The organism is [Phormidium] sp. LEGE 05292 (assembly GCF_015207735.1).
Taxonomy (GTDB): Bacteria; Cyanobacteriota; Cyanobacteriia; order Cyanobacteriales; family Aerosakkonemataceae; genus Floridanema.
The window spans coordinates 1-19,497 of sequence record NZ_JADEWG010000119.1 but is presented as its reverse complement, the minus strand read 5'-3'; the positions used below and the strand labels follow the sequence as shown (position 1 = coordinate 19,497).

15 protein-coding genes, 3 tRNA genes and 1 pseudogene are annotated in these 19,497 nt (G+C 42.4%); 10 read left to right on the top strand and 9 right to left on the bottom strand.

The features are described from left to right. Positions 1-51: 51 nt before the first annotated feature. The 3 genes from hemN to cysS form a co-directional block, all read right to left on the bottom strand. Positions 52-1,449 (bottom strand): oxygen-independent coproporphyrinogen III oxidase, encoded by a 1,398-nt coding sequence (gene hemN / locus IQ264_RS24560; protein WP_193983800.1) that lies wholly within the window; start codon positions 1,447-1,449, stop codon positions 52-54. Between the two features lie 292 nt (positions 1,450-1,741). After that, positions 1,742-2,593, bottom strand: a complete 852-nt coding sequence (gene cobM / locus IQ264_RS24555; RefSeq protein WP_193983798.1) for a precorrin-4 C(11)-methyltransferase — start codon at positions 2,591-2,593, stop codon at positions 1,742-1,744. 170 nt (positions 2,594-2,763) lie between these two features. Next, positions 2,764-4,236 carry a cysteine--tRNA ligase gene (gene cysS / locus IQ264_RS24550; protein WP_193983796.1) on the bottom strand — a complete coding sequence of 491 codons (1,473 nt, stop codon included), beginning with the start codon at positions 4,234-4,236 and terminating at the stop codon, positions 2,764-2,766. Between the two features lie 131 nt (positions 4,237-4,367). On the opposite strand from cysS, the gene IQ264_RS24545 reads away from it, so the two are divergent. Further along, positions 4,368-5,105 (top strand): class I SAM-dependent methyltransferase, encoded by a 738-nt coding sequence (locus IQ264_RS24545; protein ID WP_193983794.1) that lies wholly within the window; start codon positions 4,368-4,370, stop codon positions 5,103-5,105. A 60-nt stretch (positions 5,106-5,165) separates the two neighbouring features. Beyond that, positions 5,166-6,308, top strand: a complete 1,143-nt coding sequence (locus tag IQ264_RS24540; RefSeq protein WP_193983792.1) for a CobW family GTP-binding protein — start codon at positions 5,166-5,168, stop codon at positions 6,306-6,308. Positions 6,309-6,355: 47 nt separating this feature from the next. Here the strand turns inward: IQ264_RS24540 and IQ264_RS24535 are convergent, their stop codons facing one another. Further along, positions 6,356-8,545, bottom strand: a complete 2,190-nt coding sequence (locus IQ264_RS24535; protein ID WP_413470367.1) for an ATP-binding protein — start codon at positions 8,543-8,545, stop codon at positions 6,356-6,358. Next, a pseudogene (locus IQ264_RS33925) lies at positions 8,528-9,406 on the bottom strand (PAS domain-containing protein); the annotation flags it as partial. The pseudogene IQ264_RS33925 and the gene IQ264_RS24535, both read right to left, overlap by 18 nt. Before the next feature lie 141 nt (positions 9,407-9,547). Between IQ264_RS33925 and dtd the strand changes: the two are divergent. Continuing rightward, positions 9,548-10,000 carry a D-aminoacyl-tRNA deacylase gene (dtd, locus tag IQ264_RS24530; protein WP_193983788.1) on the top strand — a complete coding sequence of 151 codons (453 nt, stop codon included), beginning with the start codon at positions 9,548-9,550 and terminating at the stop codon, positions 9,998-10,000. A 163-nt stretch (positions 10,001-10,163) separates the two neighbouring features. Here dtd and IQ264_RS24525 read toward each other — a convergent pair. Further along, positions 10,164-10,237 (bottom strand) — tRNA-Asp (locus IQ264_RS24525). A gap of 109 nt (positions 10,238-10,346) precedes the next feature. On the opposite strand from IQ264_RS24525, the gene IQ264_RS24520 reads away from it, so the two are divergent. After that, positions 10,347-10,841: a GNAT family N-acetyltransferase gene (locus tag IQ264_RS24520; protein ID WP_193983786.1), complete on the top strand. Its 495-nt coding sequence runs from the start codon at positions 10,347-10,349 to the stop codon at positions 10,839-10,841. A 112-nt stretch (positions 10,842-10,953) separates the two neighbouring features. On the opposite strand, the gene lpdA is transcribed toward IQ264_RS24520, so the two are convergent. Continuing rightward, complete coding sequence (gene lpdA, locus IQ264_RS24515; protein ID WP_193983784.1) at positions 10,954-12,396, bottom strand: dihydrolipoyl dehydrogenase; 1,443 nt, start codon at positions 12,394-12,396, stop codon at positions 10,954-10,956. A gap of 313 nt (positions 12,397-12,709) precedes the next feature. Here lpdA and IQ264_RS24510 point away from each other — a divergent pair, with 313 nt between their 5' ends. Then, on the top strand, positions 12,710-12,928 hold the full coding sequence (locus tag IQ264_RS24510; RefSeq protein WP_193983782.1) for a hypothetical protein: 219 nt from the start codon (positions 12,710-12,712) through the stop codon (positions 12,926-12,928). Here IQ264_RS24510 and IQ264_RS24505 read toward each other — a convergent pair. Both IQ264_RS24505 and IQ264_RS24500 read right to left on the bottom strand, forming a co-directional pair. Beyond that, positions 12,923-13,714 (bottom strand): TrmH family RNA methyltransferase, encoded by a 792-nt coding sequence (locus tag IQ264_RS24505; protein ID WP_193983780.1) that lies wholly within the window; start codon positions 13,712-13,714, stop codon positions 12,923-12,925. The two genes, IQ264_RS24510 and IQ264_RS24505, sit on opposite strands and share 6 nt — an antisense overlap. A 66-nt stretch (positions 13,715-13,780) precedes the next feature. Beyond that, positions 13,781-13,862: transfer RNA gene (locus IQ264_RS24500), tRNA-Leu, on the bottom strand. Between the two features lie 305 nt (positions 13,863-14,167). Here IQ264_RS24500 and murA point away from each other — a divergent pair. From murA to IQ264_RS24475, 5 genes are all read left to right on the top strand, one after another. Further along, positions 14,168-15,541, top strand: coding sequence for a UDP-N-acetylglucosamine 1-carboxyvinyltransferase (gene murA, locus IQ264_RS24495; RefSeq protein ID WP_322744800.1), 1,374 nt, complete (start codon positions 14,168-14,170; stop codon positions 15,539-15,541). 228 nt (positions 15,542-15,769) lie between these two features. After that, a complete protein-coding gene (locus tag IQ264_RS24490) occupies positions 15,770-16,645 on the top strand; it encodes a M48 family metallopeptidase (RefSeq protein WP_193983778.1) in 876 nt (291 codons plus the stop codon). Next, positions 16,624-16,707, top strand: a tRNA-Leu gene (locus IQ264_RS24485). Before IQ264_RS24490 ends, IQ264_RS24485 begins: the two co-directional genes overlap by 22 nt. 632 nt (positions 16,708-17,339) lie before the next feature. Next, positions 17,340-19,058, top strand: a complete 1,719-nt coding sequence (locus IQ264_RS24480; RefSeq protein WP_228061785.1) for a Mu transposase C-terminal domain-containing protein — start codon at positions 17,340-17,342, stop codon at positions 19,056-19,058. 3 nt (positions 19,059-19,061) lie between these two features. Continuing rightward, a complete protein-coding gene (locus IQ264_RS24475) occupies positions 19,062-19,334 on the top strand; it encodes a hypothetical protein (RefSeq protein WP_228061784.1) in 273 nt (90 codons plus the stop codon). Positions 19,335-19,497: the final 163 nt, after the last annotated feature.

Genomic DNA, 19,497 nt, shown 5'->3' with positions numbered 1-19,497 from the left:
CCCCCTACCTCCCTACCTCCCCACCTCTTCTTCCCAATACCCAATACCCAATTAAACTGCCTTGGAAAAGCGATCGGTTTGTTGGGTTTTCAAGTATTTATCAAAAGCTGAAGCAATGTTTCTGATTAATAATCTTCCATTTGGTGTGACTTGAATTTTATTGTGCGAAACGTGAAGTAATCCATCTGCTTCTAGCAAGCGTAAATCGTAGCGTTCTTGAGCAAAATACTCTTCAAAATCCATGTCAAAGCTGAGATGATATTTTTCTTCAACATCATGTTTGTCAAGTTGGAATTGGCACATTAATTCCATAATGATACTGCGACGGATAATGTCATCTTTAGTCAAGGTAACACCCCGTTCAATGGGAAATTCTTGGTTATCAATTGCTTGATAGTACCTTCTCAAACGCTTGTGATTTTGCACATAAACATCCTGCAACATACTAATAGAAGTCATACCAAAACTTAGCAAGTCGGATTCTGGTTTGGTAGTATATCCTTGGAAGTTTCGGTGCAGTTCTCCTTCTCGTTGCGCGATCGCTAATTCATCATCCGGTTTAGCAAAGTGATCCATGCCAATAAATACATAACCGCCAGAGGTTAATTCTTCAATTGTCATTTGCAAAATGCTAAGTTTTTCTAATGCCAATGGCAATGAATCTTGGGGCAAGTTTTTCTGAATTGGTTTTAGCCAAGGTACATAAGCAAAATTGAAAACAGCAATCCGATCGGGATTAAGTTTCAAGGTTTTGGAAATGGTATCTTTAAAAGTATCCAATGTTTGATAGGGCAATCCATAAATTAAATCAACATTGACACTTTCAAACCCTGCATCTCGTATCCATTCCATTGCTTCAAACAACATTGATTCTGTTTGAATACGATTAACTGCTTCCTGCACTTTTGGGTTGAAATCTTGAATTCCAAAACTAATCCGATTAAATCCCAAATCGCGCAAATGAAAGATATAATTTTTATCTAAAAACCGGGGATTTACTTCGATCGAAACTTCGGCTTCTGGAGCTAATTTAAAATTATCATTAATCTTAGTCCAAAGTTTCTCAACTTGTTGGGGAGACAAATAATTAGGTGTACCTCCACCCCAATGAAGTTGTTGAACTTGCCGATCGCGATCGACTAATCTCGCAATCCGTTCGATATCACGCCCAATATAATCTAAATAAGGTTCTGCTACTTCTTTGCGTTGCGTAATCACCGTATTACAACCACAAAAATAGCAGGGAGACTCACAAAAAGGAATATGACAGTAGAGCGATAAAGGAGTATTTTTGTAATTACCAACTGCGATCGCTGCTTTAAAGTCAATTTCCCGAAAATCTTCCTTTAATTCCGTTGCAGGTGGATAACTTGTATATCTTGGTACTGAGCGATCGTATTTTCTCAGTAAATTGAAGTCAAATTCCACAGCTTGCGATAGCAGTTTCATATTCTCCCCGAATCTCTAATAGGTATAATTAAGCATCAAACAATTGCCGAATCATGGTTCCAGCAACTTTCAATCTTTAATCACTTTATAGCTATGGATAAATTTGCTAACCAACTAGTTGCAAAACTTAATAGTATTGGGGACTGGGGACCGCCATCGACTAGGGACCGCCATCGACTAGGGACTGGGGATTGGGGAAGTTTTGAGTTTTGAGTTTTGAATTAAAGAGAAAGTTTTAAGTTATCACCTTGTCCCCTTGTCCCCTTGTCCCCTTGTCCCCAGTCCCCAATCCCTAATCGATGGCGGTCCCCAGTCCCCTCTTTGGTCGAAAAATATGAGAATGTTCTGGGTGATAAAGTTTCGATCGCCTCTCGCGCACTTTCCCCACTTCACCCAAAGCCGGACTAATCACATAAAGAGTAGTCCGAATTAAATTTTCTTGCTTAGTTACTTCTGCCATTTGGTGTAAAGGAACCACTAAAATCCTTTCATCGGGCCAACCTAAGCGAAAACAAATTGCAACTGGTGTATCAGCAGAATAATGTGCCATTAATTTTGTTTGTGCTTCTTCTACCATTCGCGCACTCAGGTAAAGACACAAACTTGCTTGATGTGCTGCTAAAGAAGCTAATTCTTCGGTTTCTGGAACTGCCGAAGCATTGCCACTCATCCGAGTTAAAATAATAGTTTGAACTAATTCTGGTACAGTTAATTCAACATTAAGTTTAGCTGCGGCTAATTGAAAAGCACTAATTCCCGGTACTATTTCAAAAGGAATATCTGCTTCTGCTAAAGTTTGGATTTGTTCGTGTACAGCACCGTAAAGGCAAGGATCTCCTGAATGCAGACGCACAACAGATTTACCATTTTTTACCCGTTCAATCATTACAGGTAAAATATCTTCTAAAGTTTTGTTCGCCGTCGGGATAATTTCTGCATCAGGACGAACACCCTGTAAAATTTGTTTTGGTACTAAGGAATCAGCAAATAAGATTACATCTGCTTGTGCCAAAATTTTCTGAGCTTTCACAGTTAATAAATCTGGGTCGCCTGGGCCAGCACCAACAATGTAAACTGCTGGTGGTAGGGGTAAAATCCCATTTTCCAATAATATTTGAGTTTGAGACTTGTTTGAAGAAATCATTCCGGATCGCTAAATATATCTAAGGAAATAGTAATTGGTAGATGCACCCTGGTTAAGCCTTAGAGAGATTCCTCTCCAGGGCTTTTTTTAGGTCTGTTGTTCCGACTGAAGTCGGAAAAAGACTAAAGTCCCCACAACGAACTTGTCTGTTGTTCCGACTTCAGTCGGAATTAATTACGATGCCAACGAGTACCTTCTGGGGTATCAATTAAAGTAATTCCCGCAGCTTTTAATTGGTCACGAATGCGATCGCCTTCCGCAAAATTCTTCGCCTTCCGCGCCGCTTGTCGTTGTTGAATTAAATCATCAATTTCTGCATCACTTAAACCATCAGTAGATTCATTTGTTTGGGTTTCTGGTTGAACTGACAAACCTAAAACATTCGCCAAACTAACCAGAGTTTTCCATTGTGCTTCTAACTGGGTTGGCGGAGTTTTTGTTTTACCTTCATGAACTAAGATATTACCTTCCTTACCCAATTCTTTAGCAATTTCAAATAAAACCGCTAAAGCACCAGGAGAGTTAAAATCATCATCCATCGCTTCTTGAAAGCGTTGTTCTTGGGGACTGGGGACTGGGGAGGATGACAGGCAAGATGCCTGTCCTACATCCCAACCTAATTGTTTGCCGTATTCATAACCGAAAAGCAAACCTTCTTTTAAAGTATTCCAACTATTTTGGGCAGCTGCCATTGCTTCTGCGGTAAAATCGATCGGCTTTCGGTAATTTGCTTGCATGACAAACAACCTTACTGCCATTGGTTCCGGTGCATTTGGCGCATCCAATAACTGGCGAATAGTCGTAAAATTGCCCAAAGATTTCGACATCTTTTCACCATCAACATTCACCATGCCATTGTGTAACCAATAGCTAGCTAAACTCTTACCTGTGACAGCTTCCGACTGAGCAATTTCATTTTCATGATGGGGAAAAACCAAATCTGCACCACCCACATGAATATCAATAGTTTCCCCCAAGCATTGACGCACCATCGCGGAACATTCAATATGCCATCCCGGACGACCTGCACCCCAAGGCGACTCCCAAGCTGGTTCTCCCGGTTTCGCCGCCTTCCACAAAGCAAAATCAAAAGGGTGTTTTTTCTTCGCCGCTTCCGGGTCTTCTACCTCAACTCTACCACTCGCCCCCGCTTGCATATCTGCTAAATTGCGACCGGAAAGTTTGCCATAATCAGAAAAATTCCCCACTGTGTAATAAACATCGCCAGCAGCAGGGTAAGCAAAACCTTTGTGTTCCAGTTCGTGAATTAATCGCTTAATTCCATCTAAAGTATGAGTAGCGCGGGGATATTCATCGGCTTTCATAATATTTAGCCGATCCATATCTTCAAAATAAGTTTGGATGTATTTTTCCGCAACGGCTTCCATTGACGAGCCTTCTTGCCGTGCTTTATTGAGGATTTTATCGTCAATATCCGTAAAATTCTGCACGTAGCGAACTTGGTATCCTCGCCAAAGTAAATAGCGGCGCACCATATCCCAAACAATGTAAGAACGTGCATGACCCAAATGGCAATAGTCGTACACCGTCACGCCGCAGCAGTACATTTTCACTTTACCCGGTTCCAAGGGTGTAAAGGTTTCTTTCCGACGAGTCAGTGTGTTGTAAAGCGTTAGGGTCATAAAGCCAAATAAAGAAAGAATATTGACGCATTAACTAGCGTCCAAGTCTACAACAGAAAGTACTATTCTATTAGTTTATGATTACTCAGAAAAAGAAATTTTTCTTGAAGCAAATTGAGAAAGCAAGTTTTATGTCTCAGAATTTACAGGAGCGAATTGCAGCATTTCCTTTTTGGTATCACAAAATTGAGTTGCCTGGTGGGATTATTACACCGGGATGGGCACCGCTCAATCAAGATAGTTATGGTATACCAAAAGATCTGACAGGTAAGCGGGTTTTAGATGTTGGCGCTTGGGATGGTTACTGGAGTTTTGCAGCTTTGAAACGGGGTGCTAGAGAGGTTATTGCTATTGATGATTTTTCTGATTTTCTAGGTCATCTGGAAAACAATCAACGCTGTGCTTGGGATACTTTCGATCTTTGTCGTGAGGCGCTTGGCTATAGTGAGGATATTTGCCAACGAATAGAGATGTCTGTTTATGATGTCTCGGAGGAACGGCTGGGTCGGTTTGATGTGGTTTTCTGTTTTGGGACGTTGTATCATTTGCGATATCCGCTGTTAGCTTTGGATAAGTTAGCGGCATTATGTGATGATGAGTTATATGTAGAATCAGCGATTCTAGATGATTTTAGCCCCTATCAAGGTGGTTTGGGTCATGGTTATCCCGGCAAGCAGATGGTTATGGAATTTTATCCTAATAATGAGTATGGCGGAAATTCTACCAACTACTGGGTGCCAACTTTAATGTGTCTAGCTAATATGCTAAAAGCAGCAGGATTTAATAAGGTGCAAGCTTGGAAGTTGGTTAAACAACCAACTCAGTTGAGTTTGTGTCGAGGTTTTGCAATGGGTAGCAAGGCTACTTAGTCATTATGCAAAGCTTATCCTAGTTTTTTTGAATTGTCTTACTTACTTTAGAACTACACTATGCAAACAGCAGCTTCTTCCGATCGATCGATCGCAATGGATGCCCCAAAACACGGATTACCAGTGACAATTATTACTGGTTTTCTCGGTAGTGGCAAGACTACTCTCCTCAATCACATTCTAACCAATCAACAAGGTTTAAAAACCGCAGTTCTTGTCAATGAGTTTGGCGAAGTTGGCATTGACAATGAGTTAATTATCTCCACTGGTGAAGACATGGTGGAGTTAAGTAATGGTTGTATTTGCTGCACGATTAACAATGATTTAGTTAATGCAGTTTACAAAGTTCTGGAACGAGGAGACAAGGTAGATTATTTAGTAGTAGAAACTACGGGATTGGCAGATCCTCTACCTGTGGCTTTGACCTTTTTAGGAACTGAACTGCGAGATTTAACTCGCTTGGATTCAATTATTACTGTAGTTGATGCAGCGAATTATAGTTTGGATTTGTTTAATTCCCAAGCTGCTTACAATCAAATTGCTTATGGCGATGTGATTTTATTAAATAAAGCAGATTTGGTGGATGAAGCAGATTTAGATCTGCTGGAACTGAAGATTAGGGATATCAAACAAGGTGCAAGAATTCTCCGAACTACCAAATCGGAAGTACCCTTGGCTTTAATTCTCAGTGTGGGTTTATTTGAATCTGACAAATATTTTGAATCTGAGGAATCAAAGCACGACCACGAACATCATCACCACGACGATCATGACCACGATCATGACCATTCTAATTGCGATCACGATCATGGTCATTGCACACACGATCATCACGATCATGAACACGATCATCACCATCACCATCATCACTCTGACCACTTAGAAAATGATGGTTTTACTTCAATTTCTTTTGCCTGCGATCGACCTTTGTCGATTAGAAAGTTTCAATATTTCTTAGATAATCAATTGCCAGATTCGGTATTTCGTGCTAAGGGAATTCTGTGGTTTGATGAAAGTCCTAAACGGCATATTTTCCACTTATGCGGTAAGCGTTTCACAATGGATGATGAAGATTGGAAAGGGGAACCAAAAAATCAATTGGTATTGATTGGACAAAATTTAGATCGTGAGAATTTGAAAGCACAATTGGAAAAATGTGTCTGTATTCCTACTACAAATCGTGGTAAGGGATTCGGGAAATAGTTGTTGAAGCTAGACTAGATCCTCGACTTTTTCAAGAAGTCGGGGATCTAACTTAAACTTTTAGTTCGATCGCTAATTGGCAACTCTATCCTAAATTCTGTTCCTTTTCCAAGTGTAGAGTCACAGCGCAAATCACCTTGATGATTCTTGGTGACAATTTGATAGCTAATTGCTAATCCCATTCCCGTACCTTTTCCCACAGGTTTAGTTGTAAAAAAGGGATTAAATATTTTTTCTTGAACTTGGGGACTCATCCCATTACCATTATCCTGAATGGAGATGAGAACTTGATTTTCGGAAGTAATAGAAGTGGTAATGGTAATTTGACCATGATAAGCTAATGTTTCTAGTGGTTTTAGGCTTTGTTGCTGTTGTTCGATCGCATCGATCGCATTAACTAACAAATTCATAAATACCTGATTTAATAACCCACCATAACATTCCACTAGCGGTAAGTTGCCATAATTTTTCTCCACCTGAATTTCTGGATTTCCTGCCCGACCGTTCAACCGATTTTGTAAAATTACTAAGGTACTCTCTAGATTTTCGTGAATATCTATTTCTTTCAAATCAGCTTCATCCAAACGGGAAAATGTACGGAGAGATTTAACAATATCTCTAATCCTTGTCGCCCCAGTTTTCATGGATATGAGTAACTGAGAAAAATCACTCACTACATATTCCAGATCCATATTTTCCGTAAAATTAGAGATTGCTGGTGGCGGACTCGGATAATATTCTTGGTAAAGTTGAATTAATTCAATTAAGTTACTCGCATAATCATTAGCGCATTGAATATTGCCATAAATAAAATTGACTGGATTATTAATTTCATGGGCAATACCAGCTACTAATTGCCCCAAACTGGACATTTTTTCAGCTTGGATTAATTGCATTTGGGTAGCTTGCAATTGTTTGAGCGTGCGTTCTAATTCTTCAGTTTTTTGCCGTAATTGAATTTCCGATTTTTTGACTGCTTCTGCTTCTATGCGTTCTATTTCTGCACCCGCACGAGTCGCAAAAATTCTTAAGATAGCTGATTGCATTGTAATCTCTTCTGCCATTGGTTTATTGTCTAAAACTGCTAGGAATCCTAAACTATTACCAGTAGCATCAATAATCGGCACACCTGCATAACTTTCAGCTTGTAAAGCGACTAGATCATCACGATCGGGAAATAGAGATTGCAGGGAATGAGGATATATGCACAGATCGTTTTGATGATTAACTTTCTCACAAGGAGTACCGACTAATTTATAAGTAAAATTATTGCCAAAGTTGTCTCCTGCCCAAAATGCTAAAGTTTTCGCAGTTAATTTTTCTGAGTCAACAAATTCGGCAATAAAAGCGTAACGCACTTCTAAGACTTGGGCGAGATATTGGACGCAACTTTTGAAGAATGCTTCGCCTGTTTTGGCGGCTGTTGCTTCCACAATTAAACGGAGAGCTTGTTCTTGACGTTTGCGTTCGCTAATATCAAAGTTAAGCCCAATCATTTTTCGGGCATTTCCTTGAGCATCGCGTTGAACTAGACCGGATGCTTTAATAAAATGGATGCTGCCATCGGGATGAACTACGCGAAACTCAGGATTGTATTCTGCTTCTCCTGACACAGCTTGGCGAATGATGATTTCAGTAGCTTCTCGATCGTCAGGATGTAGTCCGGTTGCCCAAATGTCATAAGCTAATCTAGTATCGGACTCCTTGGTGACACCATATAACTCGTACATTCGATCGTCCCAAGCTAGGGTGTTATGTATGATGTCCCATTCCCAACAGCCCATTTTCCCAGATTTGAGTGCGAATGATAAACTTTCTGATATTTCTTTGAGTTCGGCTTCTGTTTGTTTGTACTTGGTAATCACTTCAGTGTACATGAGCAAGCCGCCAATTTCCCCATGACGATCGATCCAAGGGCGAATTTCCCAGCGTATCCACTCGCCTTTACCATCTTCACGCACCCAGAAATCAGCATCATTTTTCTGAGTAACTCCAGTTAAGCAATGAGCATGAATATCTTTCCAGTGTTGTGGGATATCGGGGAAAATTTCGTAATGCGATCGACCAATAATTTCCCTATTCTCTAAACCATATTGTTTATACCAAGCTTGATTAGCGACTAAGTAGCACATTTGCCGATCGAACATCGCCACCGCTGCGGGTGTAATATCAACAAACGTGCGCCAGAGTCCCTCACTTTCGCGGAGTAGATTTTCTGCTTGTTTGCGTTCGCTAATATCCCGAATATAACCGTGCCAAAGGATACCCCCATCGGGTTCTCGTTGGGGTGTAGAATGACCCATTAACCAGAGCATCCGCCCATCAGGTAAACAAACTCGATATTCACAAAACCAAGGTGAAAGCTCTGTAGTTGATTTGATAATAGATTGATGGACGCGATCGAGGTCTTCAGGATGAATAACCGTAAACACCTTAGAAGCATCCTCGCGTAATTCTTCTGGAGAAGCGTTATGAACTTCTCGCATCCCCTCGCTGGCGTAAGGAAAATGGTAAGTCCCATCAGGGCGCATCCGAAATTGATAAATCACGCCGGGAATGTGTTGGGCAATTTCCTTGAAGCAATTTTCTGGTGCTGTAAGTATGTTAGTTGGCTTAATGCTTGCTTGTTGTAGTTGAGCTTGGGCTGGTGCGAGTGGGTGGGTAAGTTTCTTAATTTGTGCTTCTGCTTGTTTATTTGGTGTGATGTCTCGCATTACTAATAGATGGCAATCTGGCAAGAAGTTTGCTGTTGCTGCATATTCCACGATCCGGATCTCCCGATCGAGTTTTCGCAAGCGAAACTCACCCCGCAATTTTTTTTGTTGTGGAAGTTTTCCCCATGTTGATTGAAAATCAAACCTCGATTCGACAAACTCCCAAATGTAGCGTCCTAGCAGTTTATCTTTTTCTAGATGAAATAATTCACAAGCAGCGGGGTTAACGTCTAGATAACGTCCTTGATTATCTGCGATCGCCATTCCATCTAGGGCAGTCTCAAAAAGTATCTGTAATTGACGATTTTTTGCAGACTGTTGAACTCGATCTTCTTCCTGAATGGATTTATTAAAGCCAGAATTATTTCTTATAAAGAATGACATCCAAGATTAATTGCTTGTACGATCTAATACTTTCATTTTGCCCCACTTAAGCTAAAATTGCCAAGCTCTTGCTTACTTGATGCAACTGAAAATAGGTATATTAATTCAAGTTAAGTTGTTGGTAGTCAAGAGAAAAAAATTATGCGAGTAGTGATTCAGCGAGTTACATCTTCGCAAGTAGAAGTTGAGGGTGAAGTGGTCGGTAAAATTGGTCGGGGACTAAATCTATTAGTAGGAATGTCCAGTAATGATACGGAGGCAGAATTAGATTGGATGGTGCGAAAGTGTTTGGAATTACGGATTTTTCCTGATGGGGAAAATGGCGATCGCTTCTCGAAGTCTGTCCAAGAAATTAACGGGGAACTGTTAGTAATCAGTCAATTTACTTTGTATGGTGATTGTCGCAAAGGTCGTCGTCCTTCTTTCGATAAGTCAGCAGCACCTCAACCAGCAAAAGAGTTGTACGATCGCTTTGTGGAAAAGTTGTGCCAAAGCGGACTCAAAGTGGAAACAGGCATATTTGGCGCGATGATGAATGTTTTAATAGTCAACGATGGCCCTGTAACTTTGCTACTAGAAAAAGAAAGTGGTTAAATAAATTCAGGACTAATACAGTGGTGTAGTCCGCGAAGGCGGACTTGGTTTGTGTAGCCGCGACTTGAGTCGCCCATTGATTCATCAGTTAGGGTAGGTTACGCTGCGCTTTTCTTAAATGCCGCAGGCTATACACACCCTACGGTATTTTAGATATTAGGAACGGGACTGACGGGGCTCGAACCCGCAACTTCCGCCGTGACAGGGCGGTGCTCTAACCAATTGAACTACAGTCCCTCGGTGTTTTTCTTTTTTTTCGCTGTCGTTGTTTCTTTCGACGCAATTTCTATTCTGCCAACTGTTTTAGAATTTGTCAATGGTTTTTTAGTACTTTTTTCTAAATTCTATGAATCTACGGGATGCCACTGAGTCTGACCTGCCAGTAATTGTAGAAATATATAATGCTTCAATTCCCGGACGCATTGCGGCTGGGGACGTTCAGCCTGTGACAGTGGAAAGTCGTAAAGCTTGGTTTCAAGAGCACACGCCGAACAGTAGACCTGTGTGGGTAGCGGAAATAGATGGGGTAATAGTTGGGTGGCTGAGTTTCCAATACTTTTGTTATAACCGACCTGCTTACAGGTACACAGCAGACTTGAGCATTTACATTTGTAGCAATCATCGAGGCTGTGGAGTGGGGGGCTTTCTGTTAAAAACTGCGATCGACAAAAGTCCAGCACTGGGAATTAAAACTTTAATCGGTCACATTTTTGCCCATAATCAACCAAGTTTACGCTTATTCGAGAAAATGGGTTTCCGACAATGGGGTTATCTTCCCGGCGTTGGGGAACTCGATGGCATAGAACGGGACTTAGTGATTATGGGTTTGCGTTTAACCTAGTTGCATTACGGAAGCAAGGGCTTGATGTATGGTAAGCAACTGAAGAAAAGATGGGGAGATGGGAGAATTGTTGATGTAAATGTGGAATTTCCCCCCATTCCCCCATCTCTTCTTATGCTTTCACTGCTTCGGCGGCGCGTTTGTATGCGTCGTCTAGGACTTCTGAGAGTGTGGGATGGGCGTGAACTAGGTATGCTAAGGTGTGGATTGATTGACGATGCGCGATCGCATTTGATGCTTCATGAATCAAATCCGAAGCGTGTAAACCTATAATATGAACGCCTAAAATTTCTCCGTTATCTTTTCGGTAAATTACTTTAGCAATACCGTCAGCTTCTCCTTCGGCAACTGCTTTAGAATTACCTTTAAAATAACTCCGCACGCTGGCAACTTCAAAACCTTCTTTACTTCCCAATTCTTTAGCAGCTGTTTCTGTCATCCCAACAAAACTAATTTCTGGGTGAGTAAAAGCAGCAGCAGGAATGCTTTGATAATCTACAGTTTTGTGTCTTCCACAAATATTTTCTACTGCGGCAATTCCTTGAGCAGAAGCAGTATGAGCCAACATCATTTTACCAGTAGCATCTCCGATCGCCCAAATATTTGGTACAACTTCGCCGCCAGAAAGTACAGCCATTCTGTCATCAACTGGGATATAACCACGACGGTCTAATTCTACACCCACACTTTCCAAACCTAAGTTTTGGGTAAAGGGAATTCTCCCTGTTGCGACTAAGCAAGCATCAACTTCTAAAACTTCCACAGTTTCTTTAGTTTTAGCATCTGCTAATTCAATTACTACTGGCGATCCTGGAGTGACTTTTTTCGCCAACATCCCAACTTTAGTTTCAATATCTCTGGGAGTAATCAAAATTCTTTCAGCAATTTTAGCAATGTCTCGATCGAATCCGGGCATTAATTCTGGCAACGCTTCAATTAAGGTAATTTCCGATCCTAATGCTGAATAAATATCGGAAAATTCTAACCCAATGTAACCACTACCAACAATTGCCACCCATTGCGGCAACCAATCTAATTTAATCCCATCATCACTGGTAAAAACTGTCTTGCCATCAACTTCAATTCCTGGAGGAACCCAAGGCACCGAACCAGAAGCAATAATGATATTTTCGGCAGTAATGGTTTTTTCCTGACCATCGCTGGTAGAAATGGATAATTTTTGTGGGCCTGCCAACTTTGCCCAACCTAAAATTGTATCTACACCGATACGTTTCAAGCTGTTGGTTAAATCTCCTCGCAGCTTAGAGACAATGTTAACCGCATGATTTGCGATCGCTTCCCGGTCAAATTCTACATTGCCGACTTGAATTCCTAACGTTTTCAAATGGTGGGCGTTGCGTAGTTCGCGCACTCTACCCGAAGCTGCCAATAACGCTTTTGATGGGATACAACCACGATTAACACAGGTTCCACCCATATCGCCAGCTTCTACGATCGCAGTCTTTAAGCCACAGCTAACAGCGTGAAGGGCAGCACCATGTCCACCCACGCCAGCACCAACAATGGCTAAATCATAATCAAATCCCTGACTCACCTAAACTTCTCCAGTTGCTCACAGCCCTTATTAATTCTTAACTAGACCGGGTAATTTAGACAACATTTTTTTCAACCAGCAATCATCATGTCACAATTGGGCATATTAAGAAGAAGGCAGAAGGCAGAAGGCAGAAGGCAGAAGGCAGAAGGCAGAAGGGAAAAAAGGCAGAGGGCAGAAGGCAGGAGGTAGAAGGCAGAAGGGAAAAAAGGCAGAAGACAAAAGGTAAAAATTCTCCTTGTCCCCTTGTCCCCTTGTCTCCCCCGCCTCCCTGCCCCCTTGCCCTTACCCAGTCACACTTTAGGAGTTTGTTATGGAAAACGACAAGCAAAAAATGCGTCAAGCAGCTGCGGAAGCTTTTATGGCATCCCTTGGCGACTTTGAGGATATGTTTGCTGAGAGTGAGGAAAAGTCTTCACCTGTGTCTGGGAAAGCCAAGCCTGCTAGCAAAAAGAAAGAGGTGGACATTTTTGAGGAAGCGTTAGCTGATATTGAAGCTTTTATAGAAAAACGATCGCCCACCGAATCATAAGTTTTTCTGATGTCGTTGTCGTTGAGCTTCGTACAAAATTAAAGCAGCTGCGATCGCCACATTTAAAGATTCCACCCCTGGATTAAGGGGTATTTTCACTTGTTTATCTGCCAGGGCTTCTAAATCCGTAGATAATCCCGCGCCTTCGTTGCCCATTAAAATTAAGCTAGGTTTTTGAAAGTCTGTTTCCCAATAAGTTAATTTCGCTTCTGGTAAGGTTGCCACTACCTGCATTCCCTGTTTTTGACATTCAGCAACCACAGCTTTTAAATCTGTTGTTACTGCCATCGGTAGACGAAACCATTGTCCGGCTGAAGCTCTTAACACTTTGGGATGGTCTAAGTCTACACTATCAGCACTCAACCACAAGCCAGACACTCCCGCTGCTGCTGCTGTACGAATCATTGTCCCCAAATTGCCGGGGTCTTGAATAGTCTCTAAAGCTAATATCGATCCACTATAAGGTACTTGGGTGCGGAAGGTGGCTGCGCGGGCTGCTGTGGCTACTACACCATCTGGTTGGACAGTGGTTGCGATCGCCTTAATCACTTCTGGACTAACTAATTCTAATCTTTGACAACGTTCTGAAGCTTGCTGCCAAAGTTCTGGGTATTTCTCCTGCCACTGCGGAGTACCACAAACCGTGACTAGGGGATAGTCAACGGCAATGGCTTCTGTTAATAAATGAGTTCCTTCCAACAAACAAAGCTGCTGTTCTTGCCGATCTTTGGCTTGGTGCAGCTTGCGAATTTGCTTTACCAGTGGATTTTGCAAACTGGTCAACATGAGAGATTTTACATTTTAGATTTTAGATTTTGGATTTTACAGTAAATCTAAAATCTAAAATAACAATGCGGAACCCGGGACTTGAACCCGGAAGGCTTGCACCACATGAACCTGAATCATGCGCGTCTACCAATTCCGCCAGTTCCGCTTGTATTTTATTAATTTAGCACACAATCTACTATTATGCAGTAAATTGTTTGATTTGTCAAGCAGTTTTCGGGTAAGGGATTAGGGACTGGGTACTGGGTACTAGGAAAAGTTTTGAGTTAATAAATTTTTCCTTGTCCCCTTGTGCCCAATCCCCAGTACCCAGTACCCAATCGCCAGTCCCCAGTCGCCGTTTCATGTTATAAAAAACTTTTGCATTATGGACATTTGGAAACTTTCCTGTAGAATCAGAACCAAAAATAAATGAAGACGCACGAATTGTGAAGTAATTCGGAGGACAGGACAATTACTCGCGCTACTGGTTTAACCGACATTAATGCCAACGCCAAAGAAAACCAATCGGTTTTAGAAATTTTGGGTGGCACTCCCCTCTCAGGGCAAGTCAGAGTTAGCGGGGCGAAGAACTCAGCCCTAGCGATTATGGCAGGTGCCCTGCTCTGTTCAGAAGATTGCCGTTTGCGGAACGTTCCGTCTTTGATGGATGTACGACGGATGGGCGAGATTCTGGCAGCTTTAGGTGTGAAGGTACGACAAGATGGGGACGTTTTAGACATCAACGCCCAGGACATCAGCCAATCCCAAGCACCATACGAATTAGTTAGTCAGCTACGGGCTAGTTTCTTTGTGATGGGGCCAATGCTGGCGCGGTTAGGGGTGGCGAAGGTGCCGCTTCCTGGAGGTTGTGCGATCGGAGCCAGACCTGTAGATCTTCATGTCAGGGGTTTACAGTTAATGGGAGCAGATGTGCAAATCGAACATGGGATGGTTAATGCTTATGTTCGAGGCAAAAGCCGTCGCTTAACAGGTGCCCACATTTACTTGGATTACCCTAGCGTTGGAGCCACAGAAACCATCATGATGGCGGCGACGCTAGCAGAAGGAGAAACCACGATCGAAAACGCGGCTCAAGAGCCAGAAGTGGTGGATCTAGCTAATTTCTGTAGAGCAATGGGAGCGCGAATTAAGGGTGCAGGAACTAAAACCATTGTGATTGATGGGGTTCCCCGCCTCCACTCTACGGAATATAGTATTATTCCCGATCGCATTGAAGCTGGGACTTTTTTAGTAGCAGGAGCGATTACTCGCTCGGATCTCAGTTTGTTTCCTGTAGTCCCAGACCATCAAACGGCTGTAATTTCTAAACTGCGAGCAATGGGCGCTCAGGTATTTACTGAAGGGTCTGATTGTTTGCGGATAGTTGCTAGAGAACGCCTGAGCGCAACGGATATTGAAACTCTGCCTTATCCAGGGTTTCCTACGGATATGCAGGCGCAGTTTATGTCTTTACTGACTTTGAGTGAAGGAGACAGCGTAATTTCCGAAACTGTCTTCGAGAATCGCTTGCGTCATGTGGCAGAGTTAAATCGGATGGGTGCAGATATTCGGATCAAGAGTAATCATGCGATCGTGCGTGGTGTACCCATATTGTCCGGTGCGCCTGTTTTGGCGACGGATTTAAGAGCTTCAGCAGCATTAGTGCTGGCGGGGCTAGCAGCCCAAGGCAAAACCATTATCAAAGGATTACAGCACCTCGATCGAGGTTATGAAAATCTGGAGATGAAACTGCAAAAAGTAGGTGCCCGTTTACGTCGGATTCAGATGGAAGGCGAAACGGAAACTGAATCAGCTAATGAAAATTCGGTCAATGTGGCTGGATAACGTCTAGCTAATGAGTGTGGGTAGCTTTAGCAGGCTACCTTTAACACTCCTTCTAGGAGGCAGGGGGCTCCAGGGGCAGGGAAGCAGAAAATTTAGTTTTTAATTCAAAATCTAAAACTATGATCGTTGGAGGAGGGGTTGATTTCTTGCTGGTGTTGAGCGATCGATCTTTTCCTAAACCAAGACAGATTTATAAATAATTTTGTTGTTTACAAACAAGTTCGCCTCATGTTTTCCCCAAAAAGTACATTACTCGGTTTAAAAGCAGATCATTTTCGTCATCCTCTGGATTTAGAGGCAACTCAGGCGATTAAGCAGTTGCCAGGGATAGATTTAATGGTGAGAAATTTGTTGGGTCCGGTGGCTGAACAGTTTTTTTATCTAGAAAATATTGCGGCTAGCGTGCTGGTGGGTGAGAAACAGTTGCCGGAATTTCACAAGATGCTTTTAGAAGCTTGTCAAGTTCTGGATATGGAAACGCCGCAGCTTTATGTACGCCAGCATCCAGTACCGAATGCTTATACTTTTGCGATGCGGGGGAAACAGCCGTTTATTGTGGTGCATACTTCTTTACTGGAGTTGCTCTCACCACCGGAAATTCAGGCGGTAATTGCTCATGAGTTGGGTCACTTGAAGTGCGATCATGGGGTTTATTTGACGATCGCAAATCTTATAGTTTTAGCAGCGGCGCAGTTACCTAATTGGGGCGCAGTTTTAGCCCAAGGCTTACAACAGCAAATGTTGCAGTGGCTGAGGTGCGCGGAGTTTACTTGCGATCGAGCAGCATTGCTGGCGACTCAAGATCCGCGAGTGGTAAGCTCGCTGTTGATGAAGTTGGCGGGTGGTTCGCCAACTTTAGCTTCACAGTTGAATTTAGATGCGTTTTTAGATCAAGCACGGGCTTACGATGACATTAGCAATAATGAACTTGGGCAAATGCTAAAAGAGGCTCATACAGTGAATTTGACCCATCCAGTACCCGTGTTGCGAGCGCGGGAGATCGATCGCTGGGCAAGTAGTAAAGAATATCAGGGCTTGCTAAAAGGTGAAACTATGCGTTATAGTACTAAAGCTGAATCCAAGGGCGGGTGGCGAAACTGGTAGACGCACTAGACTCAAAATCTAGCTCCCGCAAGGGAATGAGAGTTCGATTCTCTCCCCGCCCATAGATCTTTACGGTTATAACTCTAAATGGGTGTAGCGAATCAAACTTTCATCTACCTGTAAGTTTTTCTCAACATTATCTCAATCCTAATTACCAGGAAAACTTTGAGAGTATTTCTGCTTTTAGCCGAATGTGAAAACTATTTGAGAGGATTTATACTCGGCGCGGTCACAAACTGTTGTTTTTGATTTGTAGGGGCGAAGCATTCCGGTACATATATTTGGCGATAACCAACAAATTATTGCCGGAATGCTTCGCCCCTACTGGGTTAAAAAGCTCTCTCTATGACCGTGAACAGTATATCCTCTGGGCATCCTACAAAGCCTTGATTAATTGTGGTAGCCGCTTATCTAAACAATAATTTTATGTCGATTGCCAAATTATTTGACCACTTGCCAAATTGTTGACCTCGAATTTTCCTGAAGCAAAAGCCTTTCTCTACAAGGGTTATAGCGATTTTAGCTTTTTATTACATTCATGGCCAGCTTTGACAAATTAACTGTCCTCTCTTTGAAGATTGACAGTTTTTTTGTCTTTTCTTGAAAACGGCTATATTGAGGAGCTTTTGCAAAAATTGACAAAATAATTGTCCGTTTAGCTCTATAATACTAATATGTTTTTATTGGAACATTAATGTATATGCAGGACGATCGGCACTTGGACACAGGAATGCCTACATCCTCATCCAAGGAAAACGATGACTCTGCTCAAGCCAGAGAGATAATTACAGAGTTCTCAGAAGAAGCTCTTTTGAAGCAACAAGTTATTCAGAGTTTGCTGGAACCGTGCGATCGCATTACCTACGGGCAAAGACAAAGGGAAGCAGCAGAAAAGCTGGGTGTCTCAGTTCGGACGGTGCGGCGTTTAGTGAAAAAATGGGAAGAAAAGGGTTTAGAGGCTCTCACCCAAATTAAACGGGTAGATAAAGGACAGCATCGAATTGATGAGGAATGGCAAAAGTTCATCATCAAAACCTACAAAGAGGGTAATAAGGGTAGCAAGCGAATTACACGGCAGCAAGTTGCTTTACGGGTAAAAGCAAGGGCGGAGGAATTGGGAGAGAAAAATTACCCTAGCTACCGAACGGTGTACCGAGTACTCGAACCGATTATTGAGCAGCAAGAGCAAACCGACAATATTAGGAGTCGAGGTTGGCGGGGGTCGCGTTTATCGGTGAAGACTCGAACAGGTCAGGATTTATCAGTAGAGTACAGCAACCACGTTTGGCAATGCGACCATACCCGTGTAGATGTTCTGCTAGTCGATCGACATGGTGAAATTGTTGGTCGTCCTTGGTTAACAACTGTTATTGATACTTACTCACGCTGCATTATGGGAATTAACTTGGGCTTTGATGCGCCGAGTTCTCAGTTGGTGGCGTTGGCGCTGCGTCATGCAATTTTACCCAAGCAGTATGGTTCGGAATATAAACTACATTGCGAGTGGGGAACTTATGGGAAGCCGGAACATTTCTATACTGATGGAGGTAAGGATTTTCGATCGAACCACTTGCAGCAAATAGGAATGCAGTTAGGGTTTGTTTGTCACTTGCGCGATCGACCTTCCGAAGGTGGTATTGTCGAGCGTCCGTTTGGGACTTTTAACACCGAGTTATTCTCAACTTTGCCGGGATATACGGGTTCAAATGTACAGGAAAGACCGGAAGAAGCTGAGAAAGAAGCAAGGCTCACGTTGCGGGAATTAGAGCAATTACTGGTGCGTTTTATTGTAGATAAGCATAACCAAAGTATTGATGCCCGGATGGGCGATCAAACTCGGTTTCAAAGGTGGGAAGCTGGGTTAATTGCTGCTCCTAATCCGATTTCAGAACGAGAGTTAGATATTTGTTTGATGAAACAAACTCGTCGCACGATTTATCGAAATGGCTATTTGCAGTTTGAAAACTTAACTTATCGGGGAGAACATTTAGCGGGGTACGCTGGCGAAAGTGTAGTTTTGCGATATGACCCCAGAGATATTACTACTATTTTGGTTTATCGTTCTGAGAAGGGCAAAGAGGTCTTTTTAGCTCGTGCTTATGCACAAGATTTAGAGACTGAACAATTAGCTTTAGATGAAGCAAAAGCTAGTAGTAAGAAAATTCGAGAGGCAGGTAAGACGGTTAGCAAGCGCTCGATTTTAGCTGAGGTTAGAGAGCGAGAAACGTTCTTAACTCAAAAGAAAACTAAAAAGGAACGGCAAAAGGAAGAACAAGCTCAAGTCCGAAAAGTGAAACAATCACTGCCTGTTGAACCAGAAGAAATAGAGGTGGCATCTGTTCCGAATGAAGCGGAACCGGAGATGCCAGAAGTGTTTGATTATGACCAAATGCGTGAAGATTATGGGTGGTAAGATATGACAACAAAAGAAGCGAAAGCGGTTGCTCAACAATTAGGTGATATTCCGGTCAACGAGCCACAGTTACAAGCGGAAATTCAACGATTGAATCGGAAAAATTTTGTGCCAATGGAACAAGTGCAAATTCTCCATGATTGGTTAGAAGGAAAGCGTCAATCAAGGCAGAGTGGTCGGGTGGTGGGAGAGTCGAGAACGGGTAAAACAATGGGTTGCGATGCCTACAGATTACGGCATAAACCTAAGCAAGAACCAGGGAAACCTCCACCGTAGGGGTCTTCCGGCATCATGGGGTAAAATGTAGTTAGCACTACATTTTACCCGAAAAGGACGATGGATTTTCATCTAGATACCTTATTAAACTTACCAAACGTTACAGTTTTCACTGCTTATGAAAAAGAAGGATTCTTCATTTTAAAATTAGAGTTGTTAAACG